The following is a 25,047-nucleotide window of genomic DNA, read 5'->3' as shown; positions in this document are numbered from 1 at the left end:
CATGTCGATTCTTTCGTTTTTGCTCGGCGAGAAAAAGAAGTCTGCGGCGGTCGCCAAAGAGCGCCTGCAGCTCATCATCGCGCACGAGCGCGCGGGCGGTCATCCGCCAGCCGATTATCTGCCTGCGCTGCAGCGCGAGCTCGTTGCCGTCATTTCGAAGTACGTGAAGATCTCCGACGACGATATCCGCGTGAGCCTCGAGCGCCAGGACGACCTCGAAGTGCTCGAGGTCAAGATCGAGATCCCGCAAACCTGAACGTTCGCCGCGCTTGGGGCGCGGAGTCGTTCATGGGCGCGGCGCATCTTCGCGCCGCGCATCGTTTTCCCCGGCATCGCCTTCGCTGCGTTCGTCCTTGAAGAGTGGTTCGAGCGTGCGCGCCGACTCAGGCTCGGCTGAGGCGACCGCCGGCGTCAGATAGCGGTGCGAAAGCGCTTCGTAAAGCGGCGGCGAGATCATGCGCGACACGCGGCTCGCGATGAGCGCAGTGGCCATCAGCGAAATGACGAGCGCGTGGCCGTTGATCATCTCCATGACGATCACGAACGACGTGATCGGCGATTGCGTCACAGCCGCCATGTAGCCAACCATGGCAAGTGCGATCAGCATCGGCAATTGCATGCCCGAAAAGAGCGTATGCAGAATATTGCCGAACCCGGCACCGATCGAGAGCGACGGCGCGAAGATGCCGCCGGGTATGCCGGGCAGATACGAGCCCACCATCGATGCCATCTTGAGCAGCGGGTACCAGAGCGATAGCTGCTCGTGCCCGTCGAGCAATCCGCGCGCTTCGGCATAGCCGCTGCCGAAGGTGGTGCCGCCCGAAACGAGGCCGATGATGGCGATCGCAAGGCCGCACAGCGCGCCGAAGACGACGGGCCGCTCGCGATGTAGCCGCTGTACGGCGGCAGGCTGCCAGCGCGAGGTATGCAGCAGCAGCCATGAGAAGAACCCGCCGGCGAGACCGGTCACGAGCGCTGTCACGACGACGGCCACCGCCAGAAGTCGCGGAAAGTGCGCGCCGATGTCGATCGTCCCGAAGTAGGTGTAGTTGCCGTTGAGCCCCAGGGCGATCACGCCGGCGATGATGATGGCCGTGATGAGCACGCCGCTCGCGCGCGCTTCGAAACTGCGTGTCAATTCCTCGATGGCGAACACGACGCCTGCCAGCGGTGTATTGAACGCGGCCGACAGGCCCGCGGCGGCCCCCGCGAGCACGAGTTGCCGCTCGATCAGCGCGGTAGAGCGCGGATACAAGCGCCGCAGATTGAACATGAGGGTAGCGCCGACCTGCACGGTCGGACCTTCGCGCCCAATCGTGTAGCCGCCCAGAATCGCGAGCAAAGAAACGAGAATTTTCCCGGCGAAGATGCGCATGCCGAGCAATCTGGGCCCCAGGCGCGAGGTGCCTTCGTCGAGCGTGGCGATGACCTGGGGAATGCCGCTGCCTTCGGCGCCGCGAAAAAAGCGCCGTGTGAGCCAGACGCACGTGGCGCCGATTGCCGGCGTCCAGATGAGCGGCAGCCATATATACCGGTGCTGCATTGCGCGAAATGTCTCGTAGCCCCAATCGATGAGGCGCGCATAAAAGACGGCGATGAGCCCGACGGCGATCGCGCCCAGCCAGAATACGCCGTACCGGCGCCAGAGCTGCCGTGCCTGCCGCAGCGGGTCGCGGTAGCTGAGCGTTATTCGAGGCATGATTTCCAAGCGCAAAGAGCGAATTATAGTCCTTGCCGAGTGGTGCGCCTGCCAGGCCGGCGCGCCGCCGCGCTCGATTACAGACGTGTTACTTCTGTGCCGTTTCGTTCCCCCACATCTTGGGAGCGGCATGCCGCACGGCCTCTTCGGCAGCGCGCCGCGGCCACTTGTAATGGACGGTCAGTCGACGCTTACAAATTGCAACGCCCGCCATATTGGTCCTCATGTTCAATCGAGTCCGATGCGAACCGCATTCGACGTTCGGCATCGATACGACAGGAGAAAGACAATGAAGCGCTCGGCGTTGATCTGGATAACAGGCGTTTTGCTCGCGGCGACGCTTGGCGGTTGTGTGGTCGTGCCTGCGGGCGGCTACTACGGTCCCGGCTATTACGGCGAGTACCACCATCACGGCTACTACTACCGTTGAACGGCGAAGGGAGAAATTACGTTTGGGTGAAGCGGGAAGACGGATAACGAACGAATACGATTGAGAACACTCGCGCTCGCGCATCTGCTTCACGGTGCGCCGAGCCGGGCGCGGGCGGCGGAGGGAGCACGTGTGGGCGGACATCGCATGCACCCTGGCGCAAAGACTGCTTGGATGCCGGTCGACACGGGTTGGATGTCCGGATGCGGGGAATCTTTTGCATTCGGAACCGACCAACGACGGCGGGCTCGTCGCGATGGCGACGAGCCCGCACGTCACAACCTGTATGCCATCCAAGGGGAATCGATGAGTGGGCCTGCCGGGCGTTCGCTCGAAGTCGACTTTTTGCGCGGCGCCGTGTTGATCGTGATCGCGATCGATCATATTTCCGGCGGCGTGCTGCAGCACGCGATGCTGCACAGCTATGCCTATTGCGATGCAGCCGAGGTATTCGTCTTCCTGGGCGGGTATGCGTCGGCTGCGGCTTACGCACGTCTCGCGGCGCAACGCGGCGAGACTGCCGCGAGGCGGCGTTTTGCGAAACGGGCATGGGAGATCTACTGCGCCTATCTGCTGGCCGCCGCGTTGATGCTCGCGTGCGGTGCGCTGCTGACGAGGGCGCCCGCGGCTCCGCCCGTGATCGACGATACGGCATGGCCGGTTTTCGCGAATCATCCGGTTCGAACCGCGCTTGATATCGCATTGTTGCGGCGGCAACCGTTCTTGTCGGCCGTGCTGCCGATGTACGTTCTCTTCGCGCTCGTCGTTCCCTTAGCGGTGCCGCTCGCGCGTCGTGCGCCCGCGCTCGCGGTGAGCGCGAGCCTCGTCGTCTGGCTCGTCGCACCGTGGCTCGGTGCCGCCTTGCCGGACGTGGATGGCGGGGGCTGGCCTTTCAATCCGTTCGCGTGGCAACTGATGTTCGTGTTCGGCGTGGTGTGCCGGTTGCATCCGGTCCCGGTCACGCTTTTCGGCTCGGCCGCGGGCAGGCGGCTGACGCGCGCCGCATTCGTCGTGGCGCTCACGTTTGCCTTCGTCAAGCTCTGCCTCGAGACACATCCCACGCCGGGCTACATGAAGCAGAACCTCGCGAGCGTGCGCATCGTCAGCTTCCTGTCGCTTGCGTGGCTATGCGCGCTGGCGATCCGTCTGGGATGGCTGCGCACGATCGCGCAGCGTTTGCCCGGTGTGGTGACCGTGGGCAAGCAGGGGCTCGTCTGTTTCGTTTGTGGCACCGTCGTCTCGGTCGCGATCGACTCGGCACTCGCGCTGGCGCACGTGCATGCGGACGACTGGTTTTCCGACCTGCCCATCCGGCTGCTCGGCGATTTTTCGGCAGTCGCGGCCCTGTTGTTGATCGGGCAGGCGGCGAGCCGGATCAAGGCACGCAGCCGCCCGGCAACGGTCCCGGCCGCCATGGCTTGCGTATCGAGCCGTGCGCGAGAGTACGAGCGCGAGTGAGGGGACCGACTCGCGCAAGGCCAGGCGCAAGCCGGGCGTGCAAGAAATTCGCCGCGCCGGATCGGCCCGGGGCCGGCGCGGGCGCAGCCATTCAACTCAACGAAATATCACGCGTCTCGCGCATGGCGATGACCGCGAGCAAGCTGACAGCGGCGGCAATCGAGACGTAGGCGCCCACCCACGCGAGGCCGCCGCGCGCGGCGAGCATCTGCGCAATGTAAGGCGCGACCGACGCCCCCAGGATACCGCCGAGGTTGTAGGCCACGCCGGCTCCCGTGTAGCGCACGCTCGTCGGAAACAACTCGGGCAGCAATGCGCCCATCGGCGCGAACGTGATGCCCATGAGGAACAACTCGATCGTCAGAAAGAGGCAGACGAGTACCGGGGAGCCGCTGCCGACGAGCGGCGCCATCGCGAAACCGGAAAGGATCGCGGCGGCGATTCCGGCCATCAGCACGGGCCTGCGGCCGAAACGATCGCTGGCCCAGGCGGCGAGCGGCGTGGCCAGGGCCATGAAGAGCACGGCGAAGCAGAGCAGCCCGAGGAAGCTTTGGCGCGAGAAGTGCAGCGTCGAGACTCCGTACGACAGCGTGAACACGGTCGATATATAAAAAAGCGTATAGCAGACCACCATGGCCAGCGCGCCTAGCAGCGTCGGTGCCCAATGGTGCGACACGAGCGAGACGATCGGCACGCGCACGCGCTCGCGTCGCTCGATGGCGGCCTGGAAGGCGGGCGTCTCGGCGATTTTGAGCCGGACGTAGAGGCCCAGTGCGACGAGCACCGCACTCAGCAAGAACGGCACGCGCCAGCCCCAGCTGCGAAACTGCTCGTCGGTGAGGGCCACTGCCAGCCCGAAGAAAAGGCCGTTCGAGGCGAGAAAACCGACCGACGGCCCCAACTGAGGAAACATGCCGAACCAGCCGCGGCGGCCGGCGGGTGCATATTCGGTGGCGAGCAGTGCGGCGCCGCCCCATTCGCCGCCGAGGCCGATGCCCTGGCCCAGGCGCAGAATGCAAAGCAATAGCGGTGCGAGGCCGCCGATCGCGTCATAACCCGGCACGAGACCGATCAGCGTCGTCGAAAGGCCCATGACGAGCAGCGAGGCGACGAGCGTGGACTTGCGGCCGATGCGGTCCCCGAAGTGTCCGAACAGGAACGACCCGACGGGGCGCGCGATGAATGCGAGACCGAACGTCACGAATGCCGAGAGTGCCTGCGCGGTGGGCGAGCTGTGCGGAAAGAACACCGGGCCGATCACGAGTGCGGCGGCGGTGGCGTAAACATAGAAGTCGTAGAACTCGATCGCCGTACCGATGAAGCTCGCGAAAACGATGCGCGAGCGATTCGTCGTGTGAGCGGCATCGCCCGAAGGGGATGCGATTGCGGATGATGACGGCGAAGCCGGCATGGGAGCCTCCTTGTTGTCCAGCGCCCGAGGCGCCGCGCGATCGTGCCGGCGCGGCGCCTCGGGCGTCCGATGTCGTGAGTACGGCGATGCTGCGCCGTTCGGGCGGTTCGTGCACCGATGCGACGCGGGAGAGACTATGGGCACGCTGGAATTCGCGCATGAATGGCGCGAGGCCGGGCGTTGCGGGCTCGCCGCGGCCGGGCCGGGTGAGCACGGCGCCGCAAGCATGACCGGATGAGCCGATGGTCCGGCAAAGTGGCCAGCATTATAGCGGCTTGCTTTCTCGCATGCCGTGTGGGCGAGACTTCATCCGGCCGTAGCGGGCGCGGAGCGACCCGATTACGACTGGCGAGTACGGATGCCGCGGGAGACCACGGCCAAACCGGTTTCGCCGCATGTTGCGGCTGCGAGGGGTCAGGGCATCAGTCCAGCGCCTGCGCCTGCGGCGTGGCGAGCTCGCGCAACTGGAACTTGCCGTCGTCGTTGAAGAGCCAGTCTTCCAGAATCTCGATCTGCCCCACCCGATTGAGCAGCCGTGGTGGCGGCGGCGGGAGCGGCGAGGCACGTCGCAACGTGGCGAGCGCAGTCGCTTCGGCTTCGTCGTCGCCGTTGGTGCGATAAATCGACGAAGATGCCACCTTGCCCTCGCGATCGACAGTGAACGCGACGACGACGAGCGAGCGCAGCATCGCTTGCGGCGCACGCTTGTTGACGTAGGAGGGATTGCGCTCGACGATGCGCCGGGCCACGCTCAGCCGGTATTCGTCGAGCGTTGCACTGTTGACGGCCGCGGGGGGCGGCAGCGTCAGCGCGGATGGACGGCCGGGCGGCGTGAAGGTGCAACCTCCGGCGAAAAGCAGCGAGCCGATCAGGGGGAGGAGCAGCCAGTACCCGCGGGCACGCGGCGCGGGTAAGCGGCGAACAAAGGCGGCAGTCATGGCGCGACACCACGTTGTGCAGAGCGCTCGCGGGAGCGCGATCGGAACCCTGCATGAAGGGTAGGTCATGCCGCGCCGTTTGCCATCCCGATTCGCCCTGCCTCGCGCGCTTGCGCACGCTATTCAGTAAACGATCAACGATTCCGACCACACGTGCGTGCCCATGTCTCCGGTGCCGTAGCGGACCCAGCGGTAGTTGCCGTAGCCGGCCCCTTCGCCGGGCCAGGGGTTCATGAAATAGAGCATCGTCCCGTCGTCGCCATAGCCCTCGACCACGATGAAATGCCCGCCGCCCGAGCGCCAGCTCCAGAGGACCGTGATCGGCGCGCCGCTGCCGATTGCCGCGCGAGTTGCCGCGAACGAGAGCGGGCCGCTGTAGTACCGGGAGTCGCGTCGCCCGAGCGACCATAAGATGCCCGAGATGCCTGTGGTGCCGGCAAGATAGTTGGGTTCGTTGGCCCGATCGTTCCAATAAAACGGATAAGGACCGCAGGCATAGTCGACGGAGTCGACCCAGTTGGCGATCCGGCATTGCGCGTAGCTCACGTCGCGAAAGGCCAGGAGCGCACTCGCATCGGCGCTCCAGCACCACTCGCTGTGCTGTTGCTGCACGAGCGGTACGCCGAGCCGTTGCGAACCGGCCGAGGCGGGCAGGCAAAACAGGGAGAGAACGAGGGTGCCCGCTGTAAGCGGGGCGGCTGGCGAAAGGGTCACGGGGCGGACTCCTGACGGTTGAAGCGCGGCTCTCGCATGCCGCGGCGAACGTTGGTCCGCAAGGCTTCGATGATTTCGCGTTCGGTGCGTGCGGCGCGTTTGGCGGTTGTTGCAGCGGGGAGCGATGCCGCAGCGGGATCGATCATCTCGCTCGCACTCAGGAGCGGAACGTAGCCGCGCGCGGAAGCCGATTCGCGCGTCGGCGGCGGGATGATTTCGATGAAGTCGGCGACGGCCTGGGGGCTGCGGATGAAGCGCATTTGCGGCGCGGGGCGATCGTCGGCATAGCCGCCGACAACGTCGGCGATGTCTTTTGCGAGGGTGGAAGCGCCGACTTCGACCATCTGCCAGCGGCCATCGATGCGTGCGACGGTCATGAGTCCTATCGGCTTGCCGGCGAGCAATATCGCGAAGCGCCAGACGCCGCTTCGAATCAGGCTCGCGTCGATGGAACCGCCGTCCAGCAGCCGCTTCGGGTCGACGACGTGGACTTCGAAGCCATAGCCGATCGTCGCGTCGCGAAGCGCGCGAACATCGTCGATATCCAGGATGCGGCTGCCGCTGCGGGGGTCGGTGTTAAGCAACGGGCGGGAGGCGAGTATCCGCAGCGACTGCTCGGCCGCCTGACGTTGCGGCGTTGCACGCTGTGTTTCGACTGCCGACGCCGAAGGGGCGGGCGACACGGAGATGTCTGGCGGCTGAGGTCGGACCAACGACGGAAGCGCGGCGATAACAACGGCCAGCACCCGGCATCTGAGCATTTTCATGGATGAGCTCCGCGAACGGCGGCTGGCGAAACGCAACCGCGCTCGCCAGCCGATTCCGGTCAATCCAGGTTAGTCGAGCTTTTCCGTTTTGTAGCCGGAACTCCCAAACGTTGAGGGGATTCGAGCAAATTTGCATAAATTGGTAATGCGCTGGCATCCGGTGTGCGACACATTTTTTTTGATTCTTATGTATATGGTGTGGCTGGGAAGGACGGTTTCATTATCTAGGAAAGACCGATGCAAAATGATGTTGCAAATAACATCGAGCCTTTATATATTCAGATCTAAATGGCGCGACGGGGTCACCGCTGTCGGGGAGGCGGGCGCGCTGTTCAAAGCGTCTCACACTCTGTGAGGTCTTCATGAATGAAGAGTTTGCGCGCGTCGCATGGGGGCTCTCCCATGCGCCCAACATTCAGGCGTGGTTCGATAATCTGTCTTCGCTCGGAAAGGAGTGCGGGTTCGAATATACAAAGTTTTTTCTTAATTTCAGGGACGGTTTGAGGAATGGGGATATTTTTCAGCGGGACAATTATCCTCGGGCCTGGTCGCGACTCTACGAAGAAAACCACTATTTGCAAATCGACCCGGTGTACCAGCACTGCCTGGCACGCACGAGCCCGAAGATATGGTTCGCGGACGAGTTCATGGCGGCCGACGGGCGCGGCATCTACGAGCAGGCGATGAGATATGGCGTGAAAGCGGGCGTCGCCTTTCCGATCCATGGCCCGGCGGGCGAAGTCGGCATGCTTTCGTTTGCGAGCGCGGGGGCCGCCGACGTGGTGAGCGCGGCTTGCAAGTCTCATCTGGCCGCATTGGCGCTCGTTCGAGACGCGGCGTTCGAGACGTTCGTGCCGCACCGCGATAGTCAGCTGCGATCGGGCGCGCCCAGGCTGACGCCGCGCGAGTCCGAATGCCTTAAGTGGATTGCGCGCGGCAAGTCGAGCTGGGAGATTTCCCGGATACTCGACTGCTCGATCCATACGGTCAACTTTCACGTTCAGAACGCGAAAATGAAGCTGAACGCGACTTCGCGCAGCGCGGCGATGATGAAGGCGCTGTCGATGGGACTCATTCAGATGCAATGCTGAGGACGGCCGCCGGGGCGGGCGCGTCACCGGTTGCGCCGATGAACCTCGGTGTGCCTGGCGATTTCGCCCGCGTGCCTGAGCGTCGTGACGATGTCGTCGTAGGCGCGATGCCGCGTATCCGGGTCGGGCGCCCGTAACGCGTAGGACGGATGCCACGTGGCCAGCACCACGCGCTCCCCGTGCTCCCCGTGCTTCGTTTGCCTGCCGAAGTAGTCCTGCAGCCGGGCGTGCGAGTCGTCGAGCAGGGCCTTGAGAGCGGTCGAGCCCAGTGCGACGATCACGCGGGGAGCGACTGTCGTCAGTTCCTGCTCGAGCCAGTAACGGCAAGCATCCACCTCGCGTTGCGCCGGTGTCTTGTGCATGCGCCGCTTGCCTCTCGGTTCCCATTTGAAGTGCTTCACCGCGTTGGTGACGAACACGTCGTGCCGGTCCACGCCGGCGTCGCGCAGCGCGTTGTCGAGCAACTGCCCGGCCGGGCCGACGAAGGGCTTGCCCGCTTTGTCTTCGCTGTCTCCGGGCTGCTCCCCGACCATCATGATCGGTGCGTGTTTCGGGCCCGCGCCGGGCACGCCTTGCGTGGCGTCGTGCCATAGTCCGCAGCGACGGCACTCGTCGAGGGTATGCGGCTCCTGCTGCGGGTCGGTGCCGGCGGGCGCGCCCGCAGCGGCGCGTACCGGGCGTTTCTCTGCATTCATGGTGCGTCATGCGCTGTGGCGTCAGGGCATGATCAACCGGAGCAACGGCAATGCCCAGGCTGCGGGCTGGCGCCTCGTCTGCGCGCGCCGAGCCGATGCGGGATCGCAGCGCAGTGCGTCGAGGCGAGAAAACTCGCCTAGGGGACGTCTTGGTGGGGTATGGCTTTCGAAGGCGGCGATCGGCGGGTTGCGGTAGAGGCCGATATGCGCGGGATGGCGGAGGGCGTGGGATTCGAACCCACGAAGGCCGTGAAGCCTTGCCGGTTTTCAAGACCGGTGCATTCGACCGCTCTGCCAGCCCTCCGAGGGCGCGATTGTAACTCGAAACGGCCCGCTGACGCGCTATTGCGCCTTGTCACCGAGAAAGAGCGCCTGCAGGTCGTTGAGAAAACGCTGCCCGAGCGGCGTGGTCACGATGCGCTCGTGGTCGCGCGCGATCAAGCCGCGCTGTTCGGCCTCCCGTAGAGCCGGCTCGATCGAGGTCATCGTGAGGCCGGTACGTTCCACGAAGCGGTGCACGGGGAAGCCTTCGTCGAGCCGCAGCGCGTTGAGCATGAATTCGAACGGCAGGTCGCGCGTGCCGACTTCGTGCTCGTCCTGTACAGGCATACCGGCGCGCGCCTTCTCCATGAACGTGCCAGGGTGCTTGTAGCGCATTTGCCGAACGATCCGGTGGGCGAACGATATCTTCGAATGCGCGCCCGCGCCGATACCGAGGTAATCGCCGAACCGCCAGTAGTTGAGGTTGTGCTTGCACTGACGCTGCGGTTTCGCGTAGGCCGATACCTCGTAGTGATCGTAGCCCGCGCCGGCCATGCGTTCGTGAATCCAGTCCTGCATGTCGGCGGACGCGTCGTCGTCGGGCAATGCCGGCGGGTACTTCGCGAAGAGCGTATTGGGCTCGAGCGTCAGATGATAGAGCGACAGATGCGGCGGAGCGAAGCCCAGCGCGGTTTCGATGTCGGCACGGCATTCCTCCAGCGTTTGCTGCGGCAGTGCGAACATCAGGTCGAGATTGAAGTTGTCGAAGTGCTGTGCGGCGATCTCCACGGCGCGCCGGGCGTCGGTGCCGCCATGAATGCGCCCGAGTGCCTTGAGATGGCGCTCGTCGAAGCTCTGGATGCCCACGGAGAGACGGTTCACGCCGCTTGCCCTGAACTGCGCGAATTTGTCGGCCTCGAAAGTCCCGGGGTTCGCCTCCATCGTGATTTCCGCGCCGGCATCGAGCGGCAGCAGCGCGCGTACGTCCGAAAGCAGGCGGTCCAGGCCGCGCGCCGACAGCAGGCTCGGCGTGCCGCCGCCGATGAAAATGGTATGCACCTGACGCCCCCATACGAGCGGCAGCGCCTGCTCGAGGTCGGCGCGCAGCGCATCGAGGTAGTCGTCTTCTGGAAAGCGCTCGCCCTTCCATTCGTGTGAGTTGAAGTCGCAGTACGGGCACTTTCGCACGCACCACGGAAAGTGCACGTAGAGGGCGAGGGGCGGCAGCGAGGCGAGGTTGATCTTCCCCGGTGCGAGGAAGGCGGACACCACGCCGTCGCGGGTAGGGTTGACGGGGCTGATCATGCGCCCTCCGTGAGTCTGGCGAAAAGCGCGCGCAATGCCGTGGCGCGGTGGCTGTGCGCATTCTTCACGGCCGGCTCGAGTTCGGCTGCGCTGGCGCCGAGCGCCGGCACGAAGAAATGCGGATCGTAGCCGAACCCGTTCGCCCCGCGCGGAACATCGACGATTTCGCCGTGCCAGCGGCCTTCGCCGATCAGCGGTTCGGGGTCCTCGGCGTGCCGCAGCAGTACGAGCACGCAGTAGTAGTAGGCGCGGCGGTCGGCTCGGCGGTCGGCTCGATCACGCAGTTGCGCGACGAGGTGCGCGTTGTTCGCCGCATCGCTTTTTTCGCCGCCCGCCCGTTGCGCGAAGCGCGCGGAGTAGACACCCGGCGCGCCGCCGAGCGCCCGCACGCACAGGCCCGAGTCGTCGGCGAGCGCGGGCAGGCCCGTCGCCTGCGCGGCATGCCGGGCTTTCGCGAGTGCATTCTCGATGAACGTCGGATGAGGCTCGGGCGCTTCCGGCACACCGAGTGCCCCTTGCGCGACGAGTTCGATCCCGGCGGTACCGAGGAGCGCCGAAAACTCGCGCAGCTTGCCCGGATTGTTCGACGCCACGACGATACGGCCGAGGCCGCCGGCCGCCGGCCGGGCGCGATCAGTCACGTCCGGCCTCCAGCGCGGCCTTTTGCTTGTGGACGAGCTGCCGGATTCCCGATTCGGCCAGATCGAGCAGCGCGTCCATCTCGGCGCGCGAGAACGGCACGCCCTCGGCGGTCCCCTGTACTTCGACGAAACCGCCCTCGCCCGTCATCACGACGTTCATGTCGGTGTCGCAGCGCGAGTCTTCGGCGTAGTCGAGATCGAGCACCGGGGTTCCCTCGTAGATGCCCACCGAGATCGCTGCCACATAGTCGAGGATCGGCGACGTTGCGATACGCCCGGCGGCGATCAGCCGGGTCACCGCGTCGTGTGCGGCCACGAAGGCGCCGGTGATGCTGGCCGTGCGCGTACCGCCGTCGGCCTGGATGACGTCGCAGTCGATATGCAGCGTGCGTGGCCCCAGCCGCTCGAGGTCGAACACGGAGCGCAGCGCCCGCCCGATCAGCCGCTGAATTTCCTGCGTGCGGCCGGTCTGCTTGCCGCGCGCCGCCTCGCGGTCGCTGCGCGTATGGGTGGCGCGTGGCAGCATGCCGTATTCGGCCGTGAGCCACCCTTGGCCGCGATCGCGGAGGAACTCGGGCACGCGCTCGAGCACGCTCGCCGTGCAGATCACTTTCGTGTCGCCGAACTCGACGAGCACCGAGCCCTCGGCATGCTTCGTGTAGTGGCGGGTGATGCGAACGTCGCGCAGCGCATCGGCAGGGCGGGCGCTCGGACGTTGGACGATCTCGGTCATGGCAGACAATGGTGAGCAGGAGGGGAAACCGTGATTTTACCGCCCCCGCACGCGCGCATTGCGCAGGCCCGAATCGGCCCGGCCCGCGGCGGTCGCGTCCGCAAAAATGGGATAATGCCCGTTCAACCCCGCGCTCGGCACACGAGCGGCGGGCGGCACGATCAACCGGCCGGCAACGGCCCTATCCGGAACGGACGATGATTTACAGCATGACAGGCTACGCGAGCGCAACGCGCGAGATCGCAGCGGCGGGCACGGCCTCCGGCATCAGCGTATCGGTCGAATTGCGAACCGTGAACTCGCGGTTTCTGGACCTGAACTTCCGTATGCCCGAAGAGGTGCGTGTTTGCGAGCCCACGTTGCGCGAAATGCTGATGACGAAGCTTTCGCGCGGCAAGGTGGACATTCGCGTGAATCTGCAGCGCAGCGACCAAAGCCCGGGTGCGGGCACGCTCAACACGGATGTGCTCGCCCAGTTGTCGCAGCTCGAGCAGGCGGTGCTCGCGGCGTTTCCCGGCGCCGAGCGCATGCGCACCGGCGAGATCCTGCGCTGGCCCGGCGTGCTGGCAGAAACGGGCGCGTCCGCCGATGCGCTGCGCGACGCCGTGCTCGCCTGCGGCAAGCAGGCCATCGGCGAGCTCATCGATGTGCGCGCTCGGGAAGGGGCGCAGCTCGCGGCGATGCTCGTGGGCAACGTCACCGAGATGGAAGCGATTTTGCAGCGCATTACGCCGCTCGTGCCCGAGTTGATCGCCAAGCACCAGCAGAAGATCGTCGAGCGTCTGCAGGAAGCGCTCGGAATCGCGGCGCCCGATGCGGCGGCGACGATCGTTTCGCGCGAGGAAATCGCGGAGCGGATTCGCCAGGAGGTGACGATGTACGGCATTCGCATCGACATCGCCGAGGAGCTCTCGCGGCTTGCGGCGCATCTGAACGAAACGCGCCACGTCATCGAAAAGGGCGGCCGCGTCGGCAAGCGGCTCGACTTCATGATGCAGGAGCTCAACCGCGAAGCGAACACGCTCGGCTCCAAGGCGGCGGCAAAAGAGCTCGCCGATGCGTCGATGACGCTCAAGCTGCTGATCGAGCAGATGCGCGAGCAAGTCCAAAACCTGGAGTGAGGCTTCCCATGACTGATGCCACGCCTCGCAGCCCTTACGCCGGTGTGTATCCCGGCAACCTCTTCATGGTGGTCGCGCCTTCGGGCGCCGGCAAGTCGACGCTCGTGAACGCGCTGCTCGCCAAGGATCCCGCGATCCGCCTGTCGATCTCGTTCACGACGCGCAAGCCGCGCCCCGGCGAGCAGGACGGGCAGCATTACCGTTTCACGACGGCCGACGATTTCCTCGCACGTCACGGCCGCGGCGAGTTCCTCGAAAGCGCCGAGGTGCACGGCAACTACTACGCGACTTCGCGGCTGTGGATCGAGGACCAGATGAAAAGCGGCCACGATGTTCTGCTCGAGATCGACTGGCAGGGCGCGCAGCAAGTCAAGAAGCAGTTCCGCAATGCGGTGGAGATTTTCATTCTGCCGCCCTCGCTCGAAGCGCTCGAGGTGCGCCTGAAAAAGCGCGGCCAGGACGAGCCGAACGTGATCACGCGGCGGCTGTTGGCGGCGGGCAGCGAGATGGCTCATGCATCCGATGCCGAGTACGTGATCATCAACGAGCATTTCGAACGCGCGCTCTCCGAGTTGCAGTGCGTAGTGGATGCGACGCGGCTGCGCTTCGCGTCGCAATATGCGCGCCATAGCGAGCTGTTCGTCGAACTGGGGATTCATCTGCCCCATGCCGAATGATGCGGCGCGGGGCAGAGCCATTGCGCACATAAGGTAGAATGAGCAACATACTGAGAAGGAAGTTTCGAACATGGCCCGTATTACCGTCGAAGATTGCCTGAAGCAAATCCCGAATCGTTTCGAGCTGGCGCTTGCCGCAACCTATCGTGCTCGTCAGCTTGCCCAAGGTCATACGCCGAAGCTCGAGAGCCGTGATAAGCCCACGGTACTCGCGCTGCGCGAGATCGCGGCGGGGCAGGTCGGTATCGAGATGTTGAAGAAGGTTCCGGTCTGAGCATTGCGCGTGGTGCCGCGCGCCGGCGCCACGCTTTTGCTGCAGCAGCACATCCCGCCCGCGCCACTCCTCAAGCAACCGCACGGAGGCGAATATGAGCAACATTCCATCGTCCGCCTCCGCCGCCGACGCGGTGAACGTCGAGCACGAGCACGATTCGGAAAGCGCCGGCCCCGCGCGCAAGTACATCGACGCCGTCCTCGAGCAGTCCTTCCGCCACCTCTTCGGCCCGACGGCCACTCCCGAGCAGCCTCGCAAGCACGACGTCGTCTCGATCGCCAAGCTCACGTCGATGTTGGCGGGCTATATGAGCCCGGAGGAGATCAAGGAGGTCAAGGCGGCATTCCATTTCAGCGACGAGGCGCACCTCGGCCAGTACCGCCAAAGCGGTGAGCCGTATATTACGCACCCCGTCGCCGTGGCGGAGACGTGCGCGGGTTGGAAGCTCGACGCGCAGGCGATCATGGCGGCGCTTCTGCACGACGTCATGGAAGATCAGGGCGTGACGAAGGCGGAGCTCGCCGAGCGCTTCGGCGCGAAAGTGGCCGAGCTCGTCGACGGCCTGTCGAAGCTCGACAAGATGGAATTCCGCAATCGCGAGGAGGCGCAGGCCGAGAACTTCCGCAAGATGCTGCTTGCGATGGCGCGCGATGTGCGCGTGATCCTGGTCAAGCTCGCGGACCGGCTGCACAACATGCGTACGCTCGGGGCGGTGCCCCCCGAAAAGCGCCGCCGCGTCGCCCGCGAAACGCTCGATATCTACGCACCGATTGCGCACCGCCTCGGCCTGAACAACACCTACCGCGAGCTGCAGGACCTCAGCTTCGCCAACTTCAACCCGAATCGCTACGCCACGCTCGAAAAAGCGGTGAAGGCCGCGCGGGGCAATCGCCGGGAAGTGGTCGGCAAGATCCTGGAATCGGTGCAGCGCGCAATCGGCGATGCCCATATCGACGCCGAAGTGACCGGGCGCGAGAAGACGATCTACAGCATCTACAAGAAGATGCGCGACAAGCAGCTTTCGTTTTCTCAGGTGCTCGACGTCTATGGCTTTCGCGTGGTCGTGGGTAGCGCGCTCGAATGCTATACCTGCATCGGCGCACTGCATGCGCTATACAAGCCGGTGCCGGGAAAGTTCAAGGATTACATCGCGATCCCGAAGGTCAATGGCTACCAGTCGCTTCACACGACGCTCGTAGGTCCCTTCGGCGCGCCGATCGAATTCCAGGTGCGCACGCGCAAGATGCACGAGATCGCCGAGGCGGGCGTGGCGGCGCACTGGCTCTACAAGAACGGCGGCGCCGATCTCAACGACGTACAAAAGCGCGCGCACCAGTGGCTCAAGTCGCTGCTCGACATCCAGAGCGAGGCCGGCGATTCAAGCGAGTTCCTCGAACACGTCAAGATCGACCTTTTCCCCGATGCGGTCTACGTGTTCACGCCGAAGGCGAAGATCATGGCACTGCCGCGTGGCGCGACGGCACTCGATTTTGCCTATTCGATTCACAGCGATCTCGGCAATCAGTGCGTCGCCGTGAAAATCAACAACGAATTGCTGCCGCTGCGCACCGAATTGAAGAGCGGGGACATCGTCGAGGTGATCACGGCGCCCTACTCGAAGCCGAATCCGGCATGGCTCGGCTTCGTGCGTACCGGCAAGGCGCGCTCCGCGATTCGCCACTACTTGAAGACGATGCGGCTCAACGAGTCGGTTCAGCTCGGCGAGCGTCTCGTGGACCAGAGCTTGAAGGGCTACGGGCTCTCGCTGGCGGATGTCGAGCCCGAGATCTGGGACAAGCTCGTGCAGTGGACGGGCAACAAGAACCGGCAGGAGATCTTCGCCGACATCGGACTCGGCCGGCGCGTGGCTGCCGTCATGGCCAAGCGCATCGAGGTGCTGATCAACGGGCGCGAGCCCGACGAAGATCACCCCCGCGCCGAGCATGCGAGCGCGCCGCATGCGCCGCCCGTGGTCATAACGGGCACCGAGGGCATGTCGGTGCAGCTCTCGGCGTGCTGCAGGCCAATTCCCGGCGACGACATCATGGGCTACATCGGGATCGGCCTCGGTATGGCGATTCACACCACCGATTGCCGCGTGGCCCAGCGTATTCATCGCCGCGATCCGGGCCGTTGGATCGACGTTGCCTGGGCTCCGCAGCCCGGCCGTCTGTTTGACGTGGCGATAAAAGTGCTCGTCAAGAATACGAAGGGCGTGTTCGCGCGGGTGGCAGCGGACATCACGTCGGCCGATGCGAACATCGTGCACATCGCAATGGACGAGGATCTGTCGCACGAATCCACGGTTTTGCGCTTCGTGATTCAGGTGAGCGACCGCGTGCATCTGGCCAACGTCATGCGCCGTGTGCGAACGAACCCCGACGTCATGCGCATCGCGCGCGAGCGCCCGAGCGACGACGGCCATCATCGGCACGACGGCGGTATGCGCATCGAGCGCGAACGCGCCGACTACTGAGTGCCAGGCGGAGCGGGGCGGAGGGTCTGCGCCTTTTGGGGTAGTGCCGGGGTGGCGCCGGGGTGGCGCTTTGGGTGCCGAGCCGGGCAAGTAACCGAGGAATCCGCGCCGCGGCGCCGGCCAAAAAGACAAAGGGCCTTCCGACTGGAAGGCCCTTTATAGGTGGCGCGGCTGGCAGGATTCGAACCCACGACCCCTTGGTTCGTAGCCAAGTACTCTATCCAACTGAGCTACAGCCGCACGCAAACAAACACGCTTCACCTGACTTCGGTGAAACAAAAGAGCCTTCCGTGAAGAAGGCTCTCGAAAAGGTGGCGCGGCTGGCAGGATTCGAACCCACGACCCCTTGGTTCGTAGCCAAGTACTCTATCCAACTGAGCTACAGCCGCACGCAGAAGCGAAATTATAGCAGCCTCGCGGAAAAAGGGAAGAGCCCTTTGCATCTTCTTTTGCGCGGGCGGAGGATGGCGGTCAACGCGACTGGCGCCGCCGGAATGCCCACCAGCCGGCGAGCGCGGTAAAGCCCGCCACGAAGATCACCATCAGCCAGAAGCCGTGCTCGTTGTTCGAGAACGGTACGCCGCCCACGTTCATGCCGAAGAAGCCGGCCACGATATTGATCGGCAGCGCCAGCACGGTCACGAGCGTCAGGGTGAACAGCGTGCGGTTGCTCTGCTCGTTCAGGCGGGCGGCGATTTCTTCCTGCAGCAGCTTGATTCGATCGACGAGGCCGGCCATGTCGCCGAGCACGAGCGAGAACTCTTCGGTCGTTTCGCGCAGGCTCTGAATGTCGGCCGCGTCGAGCCACAGCGGCGGACGTGCAAGCAGGCGAAACATCGCACCGGGTTCCGGGGCGAGCATCCGCTGCAGCCGGACGAGCACGCGTCGCATGGCGGCCAATTCGTGCTGACCGGCTTGAGCCTTTTCGGCAAGGAACCGGTCTTCGGCACGATCGACTTCCACACTCGTGCGCCGCACGATGTCGGCCATGAGATCGGCCTGATCGCGCATGAGGTGCACGAGCAGATCGGCAGACGAGTGAAACGTTTCGCCACGCTTGACGGCTTCGCGCAGCGTGTCGACCGAACGCATCGGTTTGAGGCGCGCGGTGATGAGGATGCGCCGATGGGTGTAGGCCCACAGTGTCGCGATTTGTGGTGGGCCGTAGTCGAAGTCGAACACCACGTCGTTGATCGCGGCCAAAAGCCCGCCCTCATGCCGCTCGATTCGCGTCGAATGCGATTCGTTACCCACCGCCTCGAAAAAAGCATCTGGCAGCTCGAGATGCGCCTTCATCCAGGGTTCGCTCGCCGTATGGGCGAGATTGAAGTGCAGCCAGAAGAATTCGGCGCGCTCGCTCGAATCGCTTTCCGCCGTAAGCACTTCAATAATGTCCTCGGCGCTCACGGGCGTGCCCGGCTCCTCGAAGCGGAAGCGGAAGCCGCAGATCAGGCCGGCTGGGTCTGCGCCGTAGGTTGCGATCGTCGAGGCAAGGCGCATGGTTCGGTTCGTTCTCCCATCGTTGGACATCATGTCACGCCGATGTGACGCGGGCTTGAAGCCCCCGAGCGGGGACCGGCCGGGCGGCTCGGCGGGCAAGGCCCCTTATTATCGCCGCCGCGATCGTGTACGCTTGAAAATTCATTGAATCGAAGCAGTGGTAGTCAGAATGAACAAGGCCTTTGTCAAAGAGTCGAGCGGCGAAGCCGACGACGATACCGATATTGCCCAGCCGGAGGTTCCGGCCGGCGCAAAGAATTACATTACCCCCGCGGGCCACAAGCGCCTGCGCGACGAGCTCTTGCATCTCATCGATACCGAGCGGCCGGATGTCGTGAAGCTCGTCTCTTGGGCGGCGTCGAACGGGGATCGATCGGAGAACGGCGATTACATCTATGGCAAGCGCCGGCTGAGAGAAATCGACCGGCGGATTCGCTTCCTCACGAAGCGGCTCGACTTGGCCGAGGTGGTGGACAGCAGCCGCCAGGAGAACGTCGATCAGGTGTTTTTCGGTGCAACGGTCGAATATGCGACCGAAGATGGCGAGTCGCATACGGTGACGATCGTGGGTGTCGACGAGGTTGACCTCGACCGCGGCCACGTGAGCTGGATTTCGCCGGTCGCGCGGGCGCTGCTCAAGGCGCGTATCGGCGATTCGGTGACGCTCCATACGCCGGCCGGCATCGAGCAGATCGATGTGCTCGACGTGCGCTATCCGCAGCCGGGCGAATAAAGCGTGCAAGCGTGCAAGCGGGAGCGCCAGACACATGGGACATAAAAAAAGGCGCCGCGAGCGGCGCCTTCGAGCGTACAGCCTTTCGTTCCAATCGTATTAGAACCGGTGACGGATGCCGGCGGTCACGGCGACCTGATTCGGCGTAGTCGACGGGCGCAGACCGTTGATATACGCCGTGAGGCCCGTGCCATCCTGGCTCACGTGTTGGTACTCGCCTTCCAGATAGACGTCGGTCCGCTTCGAGAGCATGTAGTCGGCTTGCAGCCCGACGGTGTGCCACTTCGGATCGGCGTTGTTCAGCCTGCCGTCCGTGAAGGTGTACTCGCCCGCGAGGCTCAACGACGGCGTGAGTGCGTACCGCGCGTTGACTTCATAGTTGTTGAAGCGCATCGAGTTCGAGCCCGGGAGCGTCCCCACGTTGGCGATGGTCGTGAGGTTGTCGACGCGCGACTGCGTAAATACGAAACCTGCGGTCGCCGGGCCGAACGTGTAGTTCAGGCCTGCGCCCCAAATGCGCTGGCGGCCCGCGGTGAAGTAGGAGTCGGTTACCGCGCCGCCCGTGTTTGTTCCGAGAGCCGTCGTCGTGTTCGACGACAAGCCATTGTTCACTTGCAGATAAGCGGCCGCGAAGTTGAAGCCGGCCCAGTTGTACGACGCGCCGATGCTGTACGCGCGGTTGTTCGAGAACGCGCCCGCCGAGTTGGAGAAACCGTACATCGCGCCCAGCTTGAAGCCGCCGTAGCTAGGCGTTTGATAATGAACGGAATTGTTTACCCGGAACGAGTTGTCGAGGTTGTCGTTGTCGTACGGGTGGGCGAACGTCGTGCCGCCGTATTGCGTGCCGGTGAGCGCCAGCGGCCCGAGGTATTGCACCACGTCGTCGTACTGGCGGCCCAGTGTGACGGTACCGAACTGTTCGCTCGACAGGCCGACGTAGGCCTGACGGCCGAACTCGCGGCTCTGTTGGCCGAGCGTACCGGTGTTGATGTTGAAGCCGTTTTCCAACGTGAAGATTGCCTTGAGGCCGCCGCCGAGATCTTCGGCACCGCGCAAGCCCCAGCGGCTGCCGTTGATCATGCCGCTCGTCTGTTGCCAGTTGCTGTGGCCCTGATAATTGTTCGTGTACGTGATGCCCGCGTCGATCAAGCCGTACAGCGTGACGCTGCTTTGCGCATGAGCCATCGATGCAAATACGCCCGCGAGGGCGCCGACCAATAGAGTCTTTCTCATGTTATCGCTCCAGAACAGGATTTATTGACGGCCTCGGGAAATGTTCGTGCCCTATTAGGCGAGAGGCGAAACGACACGAATACGGGCCCGCAACAAAACAACTTCATCTGTTTCCCAACTGCGCCGAGTGTAAATGAGCGTTACCGCAGAACCGCCATTTCTGATTTGGCAATAATGTATTTGCACTCGCGCAATGGCGCTTCGATGGCTGGAAAGCCTTGCAGGGCAAGGCTTCGTGGCTGGCGTAGGGGTGCGGCGGTCGAATGCGGCCAATTGGCGATGTTGTGTTTAGGACACAGGGGCGGAACCGTCACGCCACCGAAACAGGGCAGAAAAAAGGCGTGGATTGTTTCTGCGGGCGAAAAAGAGGTTTGTCTGTTCAGACGCTAATCAGGATAAGCACAGTTGCTACACTGACCGCTCTGCGAGAGCAGACTCTTTTTCACCCGAAAGAGATCTCCAACCCGTTCCGCGCGGCCTTGCGCCGCGCGCTTTTTTTTGTGCGGGTGGAAAGCCCGCGCCGAACTGTCAGTGCGAACGGCGTGGACTGCGCGAATCCTTGGACCACGCGGCGCGCGGAGCGTCGAGTGCGTCTCCGGGCGGCACCGCCCAGTCCTCCATGACATAGTGGCGAGCGTCCATTGGCGAAGCAAGCAGGTTTTGCCAATGGTCTCCGTGCCAGAAGGGATCGAGAGGAATCGTCGGCGCGGGGTAGGTGGTGGAGAGGCGCTCGCGCGCAGGCGGCGCAGAAAGATGCAGCACCCGCCGAAGCAGGTGCTTGAAAGCTGTTATTGACATGGCGGTCTCCCGTGCGGGTACATCTAGTCCGATCATCCGGCGCGCCACAGCGCCGCACAACCCGGAAAAATACTTACATTAGAAAGGCTTTGTTTCGATCCGGTATATTTTTCTTTGGAATAGTGGTTGCGCATACCCACCCAGGTAATATTGACGCGCATTAGGCGGTTCCATTTCAGGCTGTGCGCGTTCAATGTCCGAAGTGTCCAGTTAATGAAAAATTTCTTGACGACCGGTTGCCGTTACCTTTATAAAAGCAGCGCCGGATCGACTTGGCGGCGGCCCTGGGCGGAGAGACTGGGGGCGGCGCGGCAACAAGTTTTTTCGGTGGAGGGCGCTGCCCGTCTCATTAAATCTCGAGGGAATTAGTACTATGGAAACCGGTATCGTCAAATGGTTCAACGATGCTAAAGGCTACGGTTTTATCACGGCCGATAGGGGCGGCGAAGATTTGTTTGCGCATTTCTCGGAAATCCAGGCGGAAGGGTTCAAGTCGCTGAAGGAAAGCCAGCGCGTTCAATTCGATGTGAAGACGGGGCCGAAAGGCAAGCAGGCCGCCAATATTCGTCCGCTGTAAATACACGCCTATCCTCGCGTACCGGCGCGCCGCCTCGCGGTGAGCGGAGCCGGTATCGAAGCAGGCGCTCGGCTGGTGCATACTTCGATCATCGAAGCCCTACCGAGCGCCTTTTTTTATGTCAGATTCACCGTTGCCGAGCCCGGCAGTCGAAACCCCCATTGTTTTCGTCGACCTCGAAACGACGGGCGGGTCGGTCGCCGACCACCGCATCACCGAAATCGGCATTGTGGAGGCAGGCGCGTCAGGCGTCACCCGCTGGACCACGCTGGTCAACCCGCATCAGCCCATCCCGCCTTTCATTCAGCAGCTCACCGGCATTACCGATGATATGGTGCGCGGCGCACCCGCGTTCGATGACATCGCGGCCGAACTTCACGGCCGGCTGGAGGGCAAGCTCTTCATCGCTCACAACGCGAATTTCGATCGCGGCTTTCTGCGCAGCGAATTCAGTCGCGCGGGCTTCAGCTTCAATCCGGACGTTCTTTGCACGGTGCGTCTCTCGCGCGCGCTGCAGCCGGGCGAGAAGCGGCATGGCCTCGACGCGCTGATCGACCGGCATGGGCTCGTCCCGCTCGCCCGGCACCGCGCGCTCGCCGATGCCGACCTGCTCTGGCAGTTCTGGCGCCGATTGCACGGCCTGTGGCCCGTCGAGGTACTGCGCGAGCATGTCGAGCGTACGCTGCGCCGCTACCGTATTGCCGGCGACATTACCGAGGACGTCCTCGATCAGGTGCCGCCGGGCTGTGGCGTCTATGCCTTCTTCGACGAATCCGGCGCGGCGCTTTACGTCGGGCGCAGCGTGCGGCTGCGGCAGCGCGTGCGGGCACATCTGGCGGGCGAGCGCCGGTCTGCCCGCGAACTGCGCATCGCGCAGCAGGTGAGGCGCCTGGAATGGCGCGAAACCGGTGGAGAAGTGGGCGCGTTACTCGTCGAAGCGCAGTGGGTCGAGGCCTTGCGGCCGACGTTCAATCGGGCGGTGCGCGCCAGCAGGACGGACCCGACCTCTGCCGCATGGCCGTTCGGCAGTGCCATCGCATTCGAGGAGCGCGGCGAGGCCGCGGGCTCAGCGCATTTTCACGTAGTCGATCGGTGGCGCTATCTCGGGTCGGCCCTGTCGATGGCTGCTGCAGCCGAGCTGGTGACCGACGGGACCAACGCTGGCTTCGACCTGTCCACCTACCGCATTCTCTCCGCGCATCTCGAGCGTGGCCTCGAGATCGTGCCGCTGCTGCCGGTTCCGCCAGTTCTGCCAGTTCTTCCAAGCGGCAGCCCGTGCGAGACGGCGCTGGAGCAGGGCGGCCTTCCCGCCGCCTGAGCTTGCTCAGCTGATCTGTGCCACGCCGCCGTTCTTGCATACGTGTGCAAGCGCCGTGGGTAGCGCGCGTGCCTGAATGGCGTCATATCGGGTCATCGTCTTCCAGGTCTGGATGCTTCGGGCCAGACGGACAGGGCAATCAGGCGCCGAGCTCAGCGAGCCGGCCCGCACAAGACCGGCGACGAGCGCCTGGGTGAGCCGATCGAGCGCCGGGCGCGTGTTCGCGGCGAGGTCAGGCGCGGGCCCGGCCGGCGGCGCGCTTGCGCGCCACTGCGCGAAGAGCGCGTCCTGCACTTGTTTGCTGGCGTCGATCTGATCCTGGAAAAACGCGCGCGCATAGGCGGCGTCAACTCCTGCCGCTTGCGCGCGATGCTCGACGTCGGCGAGCAGCGCGGTTTCGCGCGGCGCATCGGTGATGGGCCGGTTGTTGGCCCACTTCCACTGGGCGACGGGCACCGCCAGCGCCAGCCGCTGGGAGGCCAGGGCGACGACGTTGATGAGCGGTGTGTCGTCGCCGTCCGCGCCGGCCCGGGCGGGCATCGCCGTGACGGCGGCAACAAGCACGGCAGCGCCAAGCAAGGTGGCGCGCAAACGAAGGTTCATCGGATGAAATGAGCGTGAAGCGCCGGCAAGCCGGCAACGAGCGAAAAGCGGCCAGTGCGTAGTATGCACTGGCGCAGCCAAGAGAGAAGAGATGCGGCCTTGCCCGCTCTTACCCGTTCGTCACGTTTGTGGCGCCAGCGCCCCTGCGTCGCGCATCGTCGAATTGCGCGGCCGATGCTGCTGACCTGAACCCGTCACCGTGCGGGCTCAGGTCGACTCGCAAGAATTGCGTTGCTCGTCGAAGAATGCGCGAACGTGCTCGGGCAGCCCGGCGCCCATGAATTCGACGCCTACCGGTTCCGGGTCCGGGCTGGACACTTTGTCTGGGGGCGGAATTTTGGTGGGCTTTGCTTCCATGATTTCTCTCCTGACACAGGGCGATTATCTGATGCGCTCGCCGATCGATGCCAGCGCCGAAGCGTTTTTTAACGCTTTGTTGCATTAACGGCACAGGTGTCGGGAAGTGAAGAGCGCTTGCGGGAAATCGATAAGTCTCATCGAACAGGCCCGCGCCGTTTCGCCTTTGCAATCAGCTTGCGGCAGACGTGCCCTGTGTTCCGTGCCCGAGCGCACGCGGCAAAGCGGATGCAGAAGCTCAGGCAGCGGCTGCCTGCGGCAGTAACTCGATGCCGTCGAGTTGCGCGGCGCAACTGTCTCGCACGATCGAGACGAAGTCGGCGAAATACGGTTTGGCCGTCACCTGTGCACCGCCGATCGCGTAGAGCTCGCTCCACAGCCCGCGCGTGCCAACGCGCTTCGCCAGCACGTAATCGTGGTCCACATAGTTTTTGACACCCCAATTCGGCAACGCTGCAATGCCGCGGCGGCTTGCGACGAGCTGCATGATGGCGATCGTCAGTTCGGCCGTCCGTCGCGGGAGTTCGATGCCGGCGGGTGCCAGCACTTCCCGGATCAGATCGATCCGGGCTTCCGGTACCGGGTACGTGATCAGGGTTTCCCCGACCAGGTCGTTCGCTTCGACGCGGCGCTTGTTGCGCAGCCGATGCTCGTTGGCGAGCACGACCAGAATTTCGAAGCGAAAGAGTGGTGCGACATGCAGGCCGCGGCTGCGCTCGGGCTTCGAGCCGATCACGACGTCGGCTTTGCCTGCGTCGATGAGCCGCAGCGGGTCGGCGTGAAAGCCCGCGACGAGGTCGACTTCGACTTCGGGCCAGCGGCGGCGGAATTCGTCCATCACGGGCATCAACCAGTCGAAGCACGTGTGGCATTCGAGCACGATCCGCAGTTCGCCTTCCGTATCGCCCTTCAAGCGCACGAGGTCGCGCTCTGCGGCCGCCACGGCGACAAGCATTTCGCGCGCGAGCGCGAGCAGTCGGTCGCCCGCCTGGGTGAAGCGCAGGCCTTGCTTCGTGCGCTCGAAGAGCGACACGCCGTAGTGCGCTTCGATATCGCGAATCTGATGCGAAAGCGCCGACTGGCTCAAGTGCACGCGTTCGGCCGCCGCCACCAGCTTGCCCGATTCGGCGATGGCCACGAGCGAGCGCAGGTGTCGAATTTCAAGCATGGTGCAAGTGGAAATGAATATGAATGAAATTCATAGAATCATGAAAACATGTCGCTTGATGAATGATAG

At 64.1% G+C, this 25,047-nt stretch carries 27 protein-coding genes and 3 tRNA genes; 11 read left to right on the top strand and 19 right to left on the bottom strand.

Annotated elements, in window-relative coordinates:
• Position 1: 1 nt before the first annotated feature.
• Positions 2 to 256, top strand: coding sequence for a cell division topological specificity factor MinE (minE, locus tag U0034_RS04405; RefSeq protein WP_085223977.1), 255 nt, complete (start codon positions 2 to 4; stop codon positions 254 to 256).
• A 30-nt stretch (positions 257 to 286) separates the two neighbouring features.
• Here the strand turns inward: minE and U0034_RS04400 are convergent, their stop codons facing one another.
• Positions 287 to 1,699 carry a chloride channel protein gene (locus U0034_RS04400; protein WP_085224477.1) on the bottom strand — a complete coding sequence of 471 codons (1,413 nt, stop codon included), beginning with the start codon at positions 1,697 to 1,699 and terminating at the stop codon, positions 287 to 289.
• A 289-nt stretch (positions 1,700 to 1,988) separates the two neighbouring features.
• Between U0034_RS04400 and U0034_RS04395 the strand changes: the two genes are divergently transcribed.
• Together U0034_RS04395 and opgC are read left to right on the top strand one after the other, a co-directional pair.
• Positions 1,989 to 2,129, top strand: a complete 141-nt coding sequence (locus U0034_RS04395) for a hypothetical protein (RefSeq protein WP_170151705.1) — start codon at positions 1,989 to 1,991, stop codon at positions 2,127 to 2,129.
• Between the two features lie 306 nt (positions 2,130 to 2,435).
• Complete coding sequence (gene opgC, locus U0034_RS04390; protein ID WP_085223979.1) at positions 2,436 to 3,587, top strand: OpgC domain-containing protein; 1,152 nt, start codon at positions 2,436 to 2,438, stop codon at positions 3,585 to 3,587.
• Positions 3,588 to 3,678: 91 nt separating this feature from the next.
• Here the strand turns inward: opgC and U0034_RS04385 are convergent, their stop codons facing one another.
• From U0034_RS04385 to U0034_RS04370, 4 genes are all read right to left on the bottom strand, one after another.
• Positions 3,679 to 4,998, bottom strand: a complete 1,320-nt coding sequence (locus U0034_RS04385) for an MFS transporter (protein ID WP_085223981.1) — start codon at positions 4,996 to 4,998, stop codon at positions 3,679 to 3,681.
• A 422-nt stretch (positions 4,999 to 5,420) separates the two neighbouring features.
• Positions 5,421 to 5,936 carry an energy transducer TonB family protein gene (locus tag U0034_RS04380; protein ID WP_085223983.1) on the bottom strand — a complete coding sequence of 172 codons (516 nt, stop codon included), beginning with the start codon at positions 5,934 to 5,936 and terminating at the stop codon, positions 5,421 to 5,423.
• Between the two features lie 123 nt (positions 5,937 to 6,059).
• Complete coding sequence (locus tag U0034_RS04375) at positions 6,060 to 6,650, bottom strand: papain-like cysteine protease family protein (RefSeq protein WP_158243588.1); 591 nt, start codon at positions 6,648 to 6,650, stop codon at positions 6,060 to 6,062.
• On the bottom strand, positions 6,647 to 7,417 hold the full coding sequence (locus U0034_RS04370; RefSeq protein ID WP_158243589.1) for a hypothetical protein: 771 nt from the start codon (positions 7,415 to 7,417) through the stop codon (positions 6,647 to 6,649). The genes U0034_RS04375 and U0034_RS04370 overlap by 4 nt, the downstream gene beginning before the upstream one ends.
• A gap of 362 nt (positions 7,418 to 7,779) precedes the next feature.
• Between U0034_RS04370 and U0034_RS04365 the strand changes: the two genes are divergently transcribed.
• Positions 7,780 to 8,508: a helix-turn-helix transcriptional regulator gene (locus U0034_RS04365; protein WP_085223989.1), complete on the top strand. Its 729-nt coding sequence runs from the start codon at positions 7,780 to 7,782 to the stop codon at positions 8,506 to 8,508.
• A 23-nt stretch (positions 8,509 to 8,531) separates the two neighbouring features.
• Here the strand turns inward: U0034_RS04365 and U0034_RS04360 are convergent, their stop codons facing one another.
• The 5 genes from U0034_RS04360 to rph form a co-directional block, all read right to left on the bottom strand.
• Positions 8,532 to 9,203 carry a UdgX family uracil-DNA binding protein gene (locus tag U0034_RS04360; RefSeq protein WP_085223991.1) on the bottom strand — a complete coding sequence of 224 codons (672 nt, stop codon included), beginning with the start codon at positions 9,201 to 9,203 and terminating at the stop codon, positions 8,532 to 8,534.
• A gap of 214 nt (positions 9,204 to 9,417) precedes the next feature.
• Positions 9,418 to 9,507: transfer RNA gene (locus U0034_RS04355), tRNA-Ser, on the bottom strand.
• 38 nt (positions 9,508 to 9,545) lie between these two features.
• A complete protein-coding gene (gene hemW, locus U0034_RS04350; RefSeq protein ID WP_085223993.1) occupies positions 9,546 to 10,769 on the bottom strand; it encodes a radical SAM family heme chaperone HemW in 1,224 nt (407 codons plus the stop codon).
• Positions 10,766 to 11,410: an RdgB/HAM1 family non-canonical purine NTP pyrophosphatase gene (gene rdgB / locus U0034_RS04345; RefSeq protein ID WP_085223995.1), complete on the bottom strand. Its 645-nt coding sequence runs from the start codon at positions 11,408 to 11,410 to the stop codon at positions 10,766 to 10,768. Before rdgB ends, hemW begins: the two co-directional genes overlap by 4 nt.
• On the bottom strand, positions 11,403 to 12,143 hold the full coding sequence (gene rph / locus U0034_RS04340) for a ribonuclease PH (RefSeq protein ID WP_085223997.1): 741 nt from the start codon (positions 12,141 to 12,143) through the stop codon (positions 11,403 to 11,405). The genes rdgB and rph overlap by 8 nt, the downstream gene beginning before the upstream one ends.
• Positions 12,144 to 12,340: 197 nt before the next feature.
• Between rph and U0034_RS04335 the strand changes: the two genes are divergently transcribed.
• The 4 genes from U0034_RS04335 to U0034_RS04320 all read left to right on the top strand — a co-directional run bounded on the left by U0034_RS04335 (position 12,341) and on the right by U0034_RS04320 (position 16,691).
• Positions 12,341 to 13,264 (top strand): YicC/YloC family endoribonuclease, encoded by a 924-nt coding sequence (locus U0034_RS04335; protein WP_085223999.1) that lies wholly within the window; start codon positions 12,341 to 12,343, stop codon positions 13,262 to 13,264.
• A gap of 8 nt (positions 13,265 to 13,272) precedes the next feature.
• On the top strand, positions 13,273 to 13,941 hold the full coding sequence (gene gmk, locus U0034_RS04330) for a guanylate kinase (RefSeq protein WP_085224001.1): 669 nt from the start codon (positions 13,273 to 13,275) through the stop codon (positions 13,939 to 13,941).
• A gap of 70 nt (positions 13,942 to 14,011) precedes the next feature.
• Positions 14,012 to 14,215, top strand: coding sequence for a DNA-directed RNA polymerase subunit omega (rpoZ, locus tag U0034_RS04325; RefSeq protein ID WP_085224003.1), 204 nt, complete (start codon positions 14,012 to 14,014; stop codon positions 14,213 to 14,215).
• A 94-nt stretch (positions 14,216 to 14,309) separates the two neighbouring features.
• Positions 14,310 to 16,691 (top strand): RelA/SpoT family protein, encoded by a 2,382-nt coding sequence (locus U0034_RS04320; RefSeq protein WP_085224005.1) that lies wholly within the window; start codon positions 14,310 to 14,312, stop codon positions 16,689 to 16,691.
• A 163-nt stretch (positions 16,692 to 16,854) separates the two neighbouring features.
• Here U0034_RS04320 and U0034_RS04315 read toward each other — a convergent pair.
• The 3 genes from U0034_RS04315 to U0034_RS04305 all read right to left on the bottom strand — a co-directional run bounded on the left by U0034_RS04315 (position 16,855) and on the right by U0034_RS04305 (position 18,191).
• Positions 16,855 to 16,931, bottom strand: a tRNA-Arg gene (locus U0034_RS04315).
• Between the two features lie 72 nt (positions 16,932 to 17,003).
• Positions 17,004 to 17,080 (bottom strand) — tRNA-Arg (locus U0034_RS04310).
• 82 nt (positions 17,081 to 17,162) lie between these two features.
• Positions 17,163 to 18,191: a transporter gene (locus tag U0034_RS04305; RefSeq protein ID WP_085224007.1), complete on the bottom strand. Its 1,029-nt coding sequence runs from the start codon at positions 18,189 to 18,191 to the stop codon at positions 17,163 to 17,165.
• 169 nt (positions 18,192 to 18,360) lie between these two features.
• Between U0034_RS04305 and greB the strand changes: the two genes are divergently transcribed.
• Positions 18,361 to 18,924, top strand: coding sequence for a transcription elongation factor GreB (greB, locus tag U0034_RS04300; RefSeq protein WP_085224009.1), 564 nt, complete (start codon positions 18,361 to 18,363; stop codon positions 18,922 to 18,924).
• Positions 18,925 to 19,023: 99 nt separating this feature from the next.
• Here greB and U0034_RS04295 read toward each other — a convergent pair whose 3' ends face one another.
• From U0034_RS04295 to U0034_RS04285, 3 genes are all read right to left on the bottom strand, one after another.
• Entirely contained in the window at positions 19,024 to 20,157 is a 1,134-nt protein-coding gene (locus U0034_RS04295) for a porin (RefSeq protein ID WP_085224011.1), read from the bottom strand.
• A gap of 528 nt (positions 20,158 to 20,685) precedes the next feature.
• Entirely contained in the window at positions 20,686 to 20,955 is a 270-nt protein-coding gene (locus tag U0034_RS04290) for a hypothetical protein (protein WP_139831104.1), read from the bottom strand.
• 32 nt (positions 20,956 to 20,987) lie between these two features.
• Positions 20,988 to 21,116 carry a hypothetical protein gene (locus U0034_RS04285; RefSeq protein ID WP_254902539.1) on the bottom strand — a complete coding sequence of 43 codons (129 nt, stop codon included), beginning with the start codon at positions 21,114 to 21,116 and terminating at the stop codon, positions 20,988 to 20,990.
• A 212-nt stretch (positions 21,117 to 21,328) separates the two neighbouring features.
• Between U0034_RS04285 and U0034_RS04280 the strand changes: the two genes are divergently transcribed.
• Entirely contained in the window at positions 21,329 to 21,532 is a 204-nt protein-coding gene (locus U0034_RS04280) for a cold-shock protein (protein ID WP_085224015.1), read from the top strand.
• 118 nt (positions 21,533 to 21,650) lie between these two features.
• Positions 21,651 to 22,850: an exonuclease domain-containing protein gene (locus U0034_RS04275; protein WP_085224017.1), complete on the top strand. Its 1,200-nt coding sequence runs from the start codon at positions 21,651 to 21,653 to the stop codon at positions 22,848 to 22,850.
• Positions 22,851 to 22,856: 6 nt separating this feature from the next.
• Here the strand turns inward: U0034_RS04275 and U0034_RS04270 are convergent, their stop codons facing one another.
• The 3 genes from U0034_RS04270 to U0034_RS04260 all read right to left on the bottom strand — a co-directional run bounded on the left by U0034_RS04270 (position 22,857) and on the right by U0034_RS04260 (position 24,978).
• Positions 22,857 to 23,453 carry a chorismate mutase gene (locus tag U0034_RS04270; RefSeq protein ID WP_085224018.1) on the bottom strand — a complete coding sequence of 199 codons (597 nt, stop codon included), beginning with the start codon at positions 23,451 to 23,453 and terminating at the stop codon, positions 22,857 to 22,859.
• Between the two features lie 207 nt (positions 23,454 to 23,660).
• Positions 23,661 to 23,810 (bottom strand): hypothetical protein, encoded by a 150-nt coding sequence (locus tag U0034_RS04265; protein ID WP_170151704.1) that lies wholly within the window; start codon positions 23,808 to 23,810, stop codon positions 23,661 to 23,663.
• 238 nt (positions 23,811 to 24,048) lie between these two features.
• Entirely contained in the window at positions 24,049 to 24,978 is a 930-nt protein-coding gene (locus U0034_RS04260) for a LysR family transcriptional regulator (protein ID WP_085224019.1), read from the bottom strand.
• Positions 24,979 to 25,047 lie beyond the last annotated feature (69 nt).

This window comes from Trinickia caryophylli (assembly GCF_034424545.1).
In the GTDB taxonomy this organism is placed as follows: Bacteria; Pseudomonadota; Gammaproteobacteria; order Burkholderiales; family Burkholderiaceae; genus Trinickia; species Trinickia caryophylli.
The sequence above is the reverse complement of the archived record's forward strand: the minus strand, read 5'-3'. Positions and strand labels throughout refer to the sequence as shown.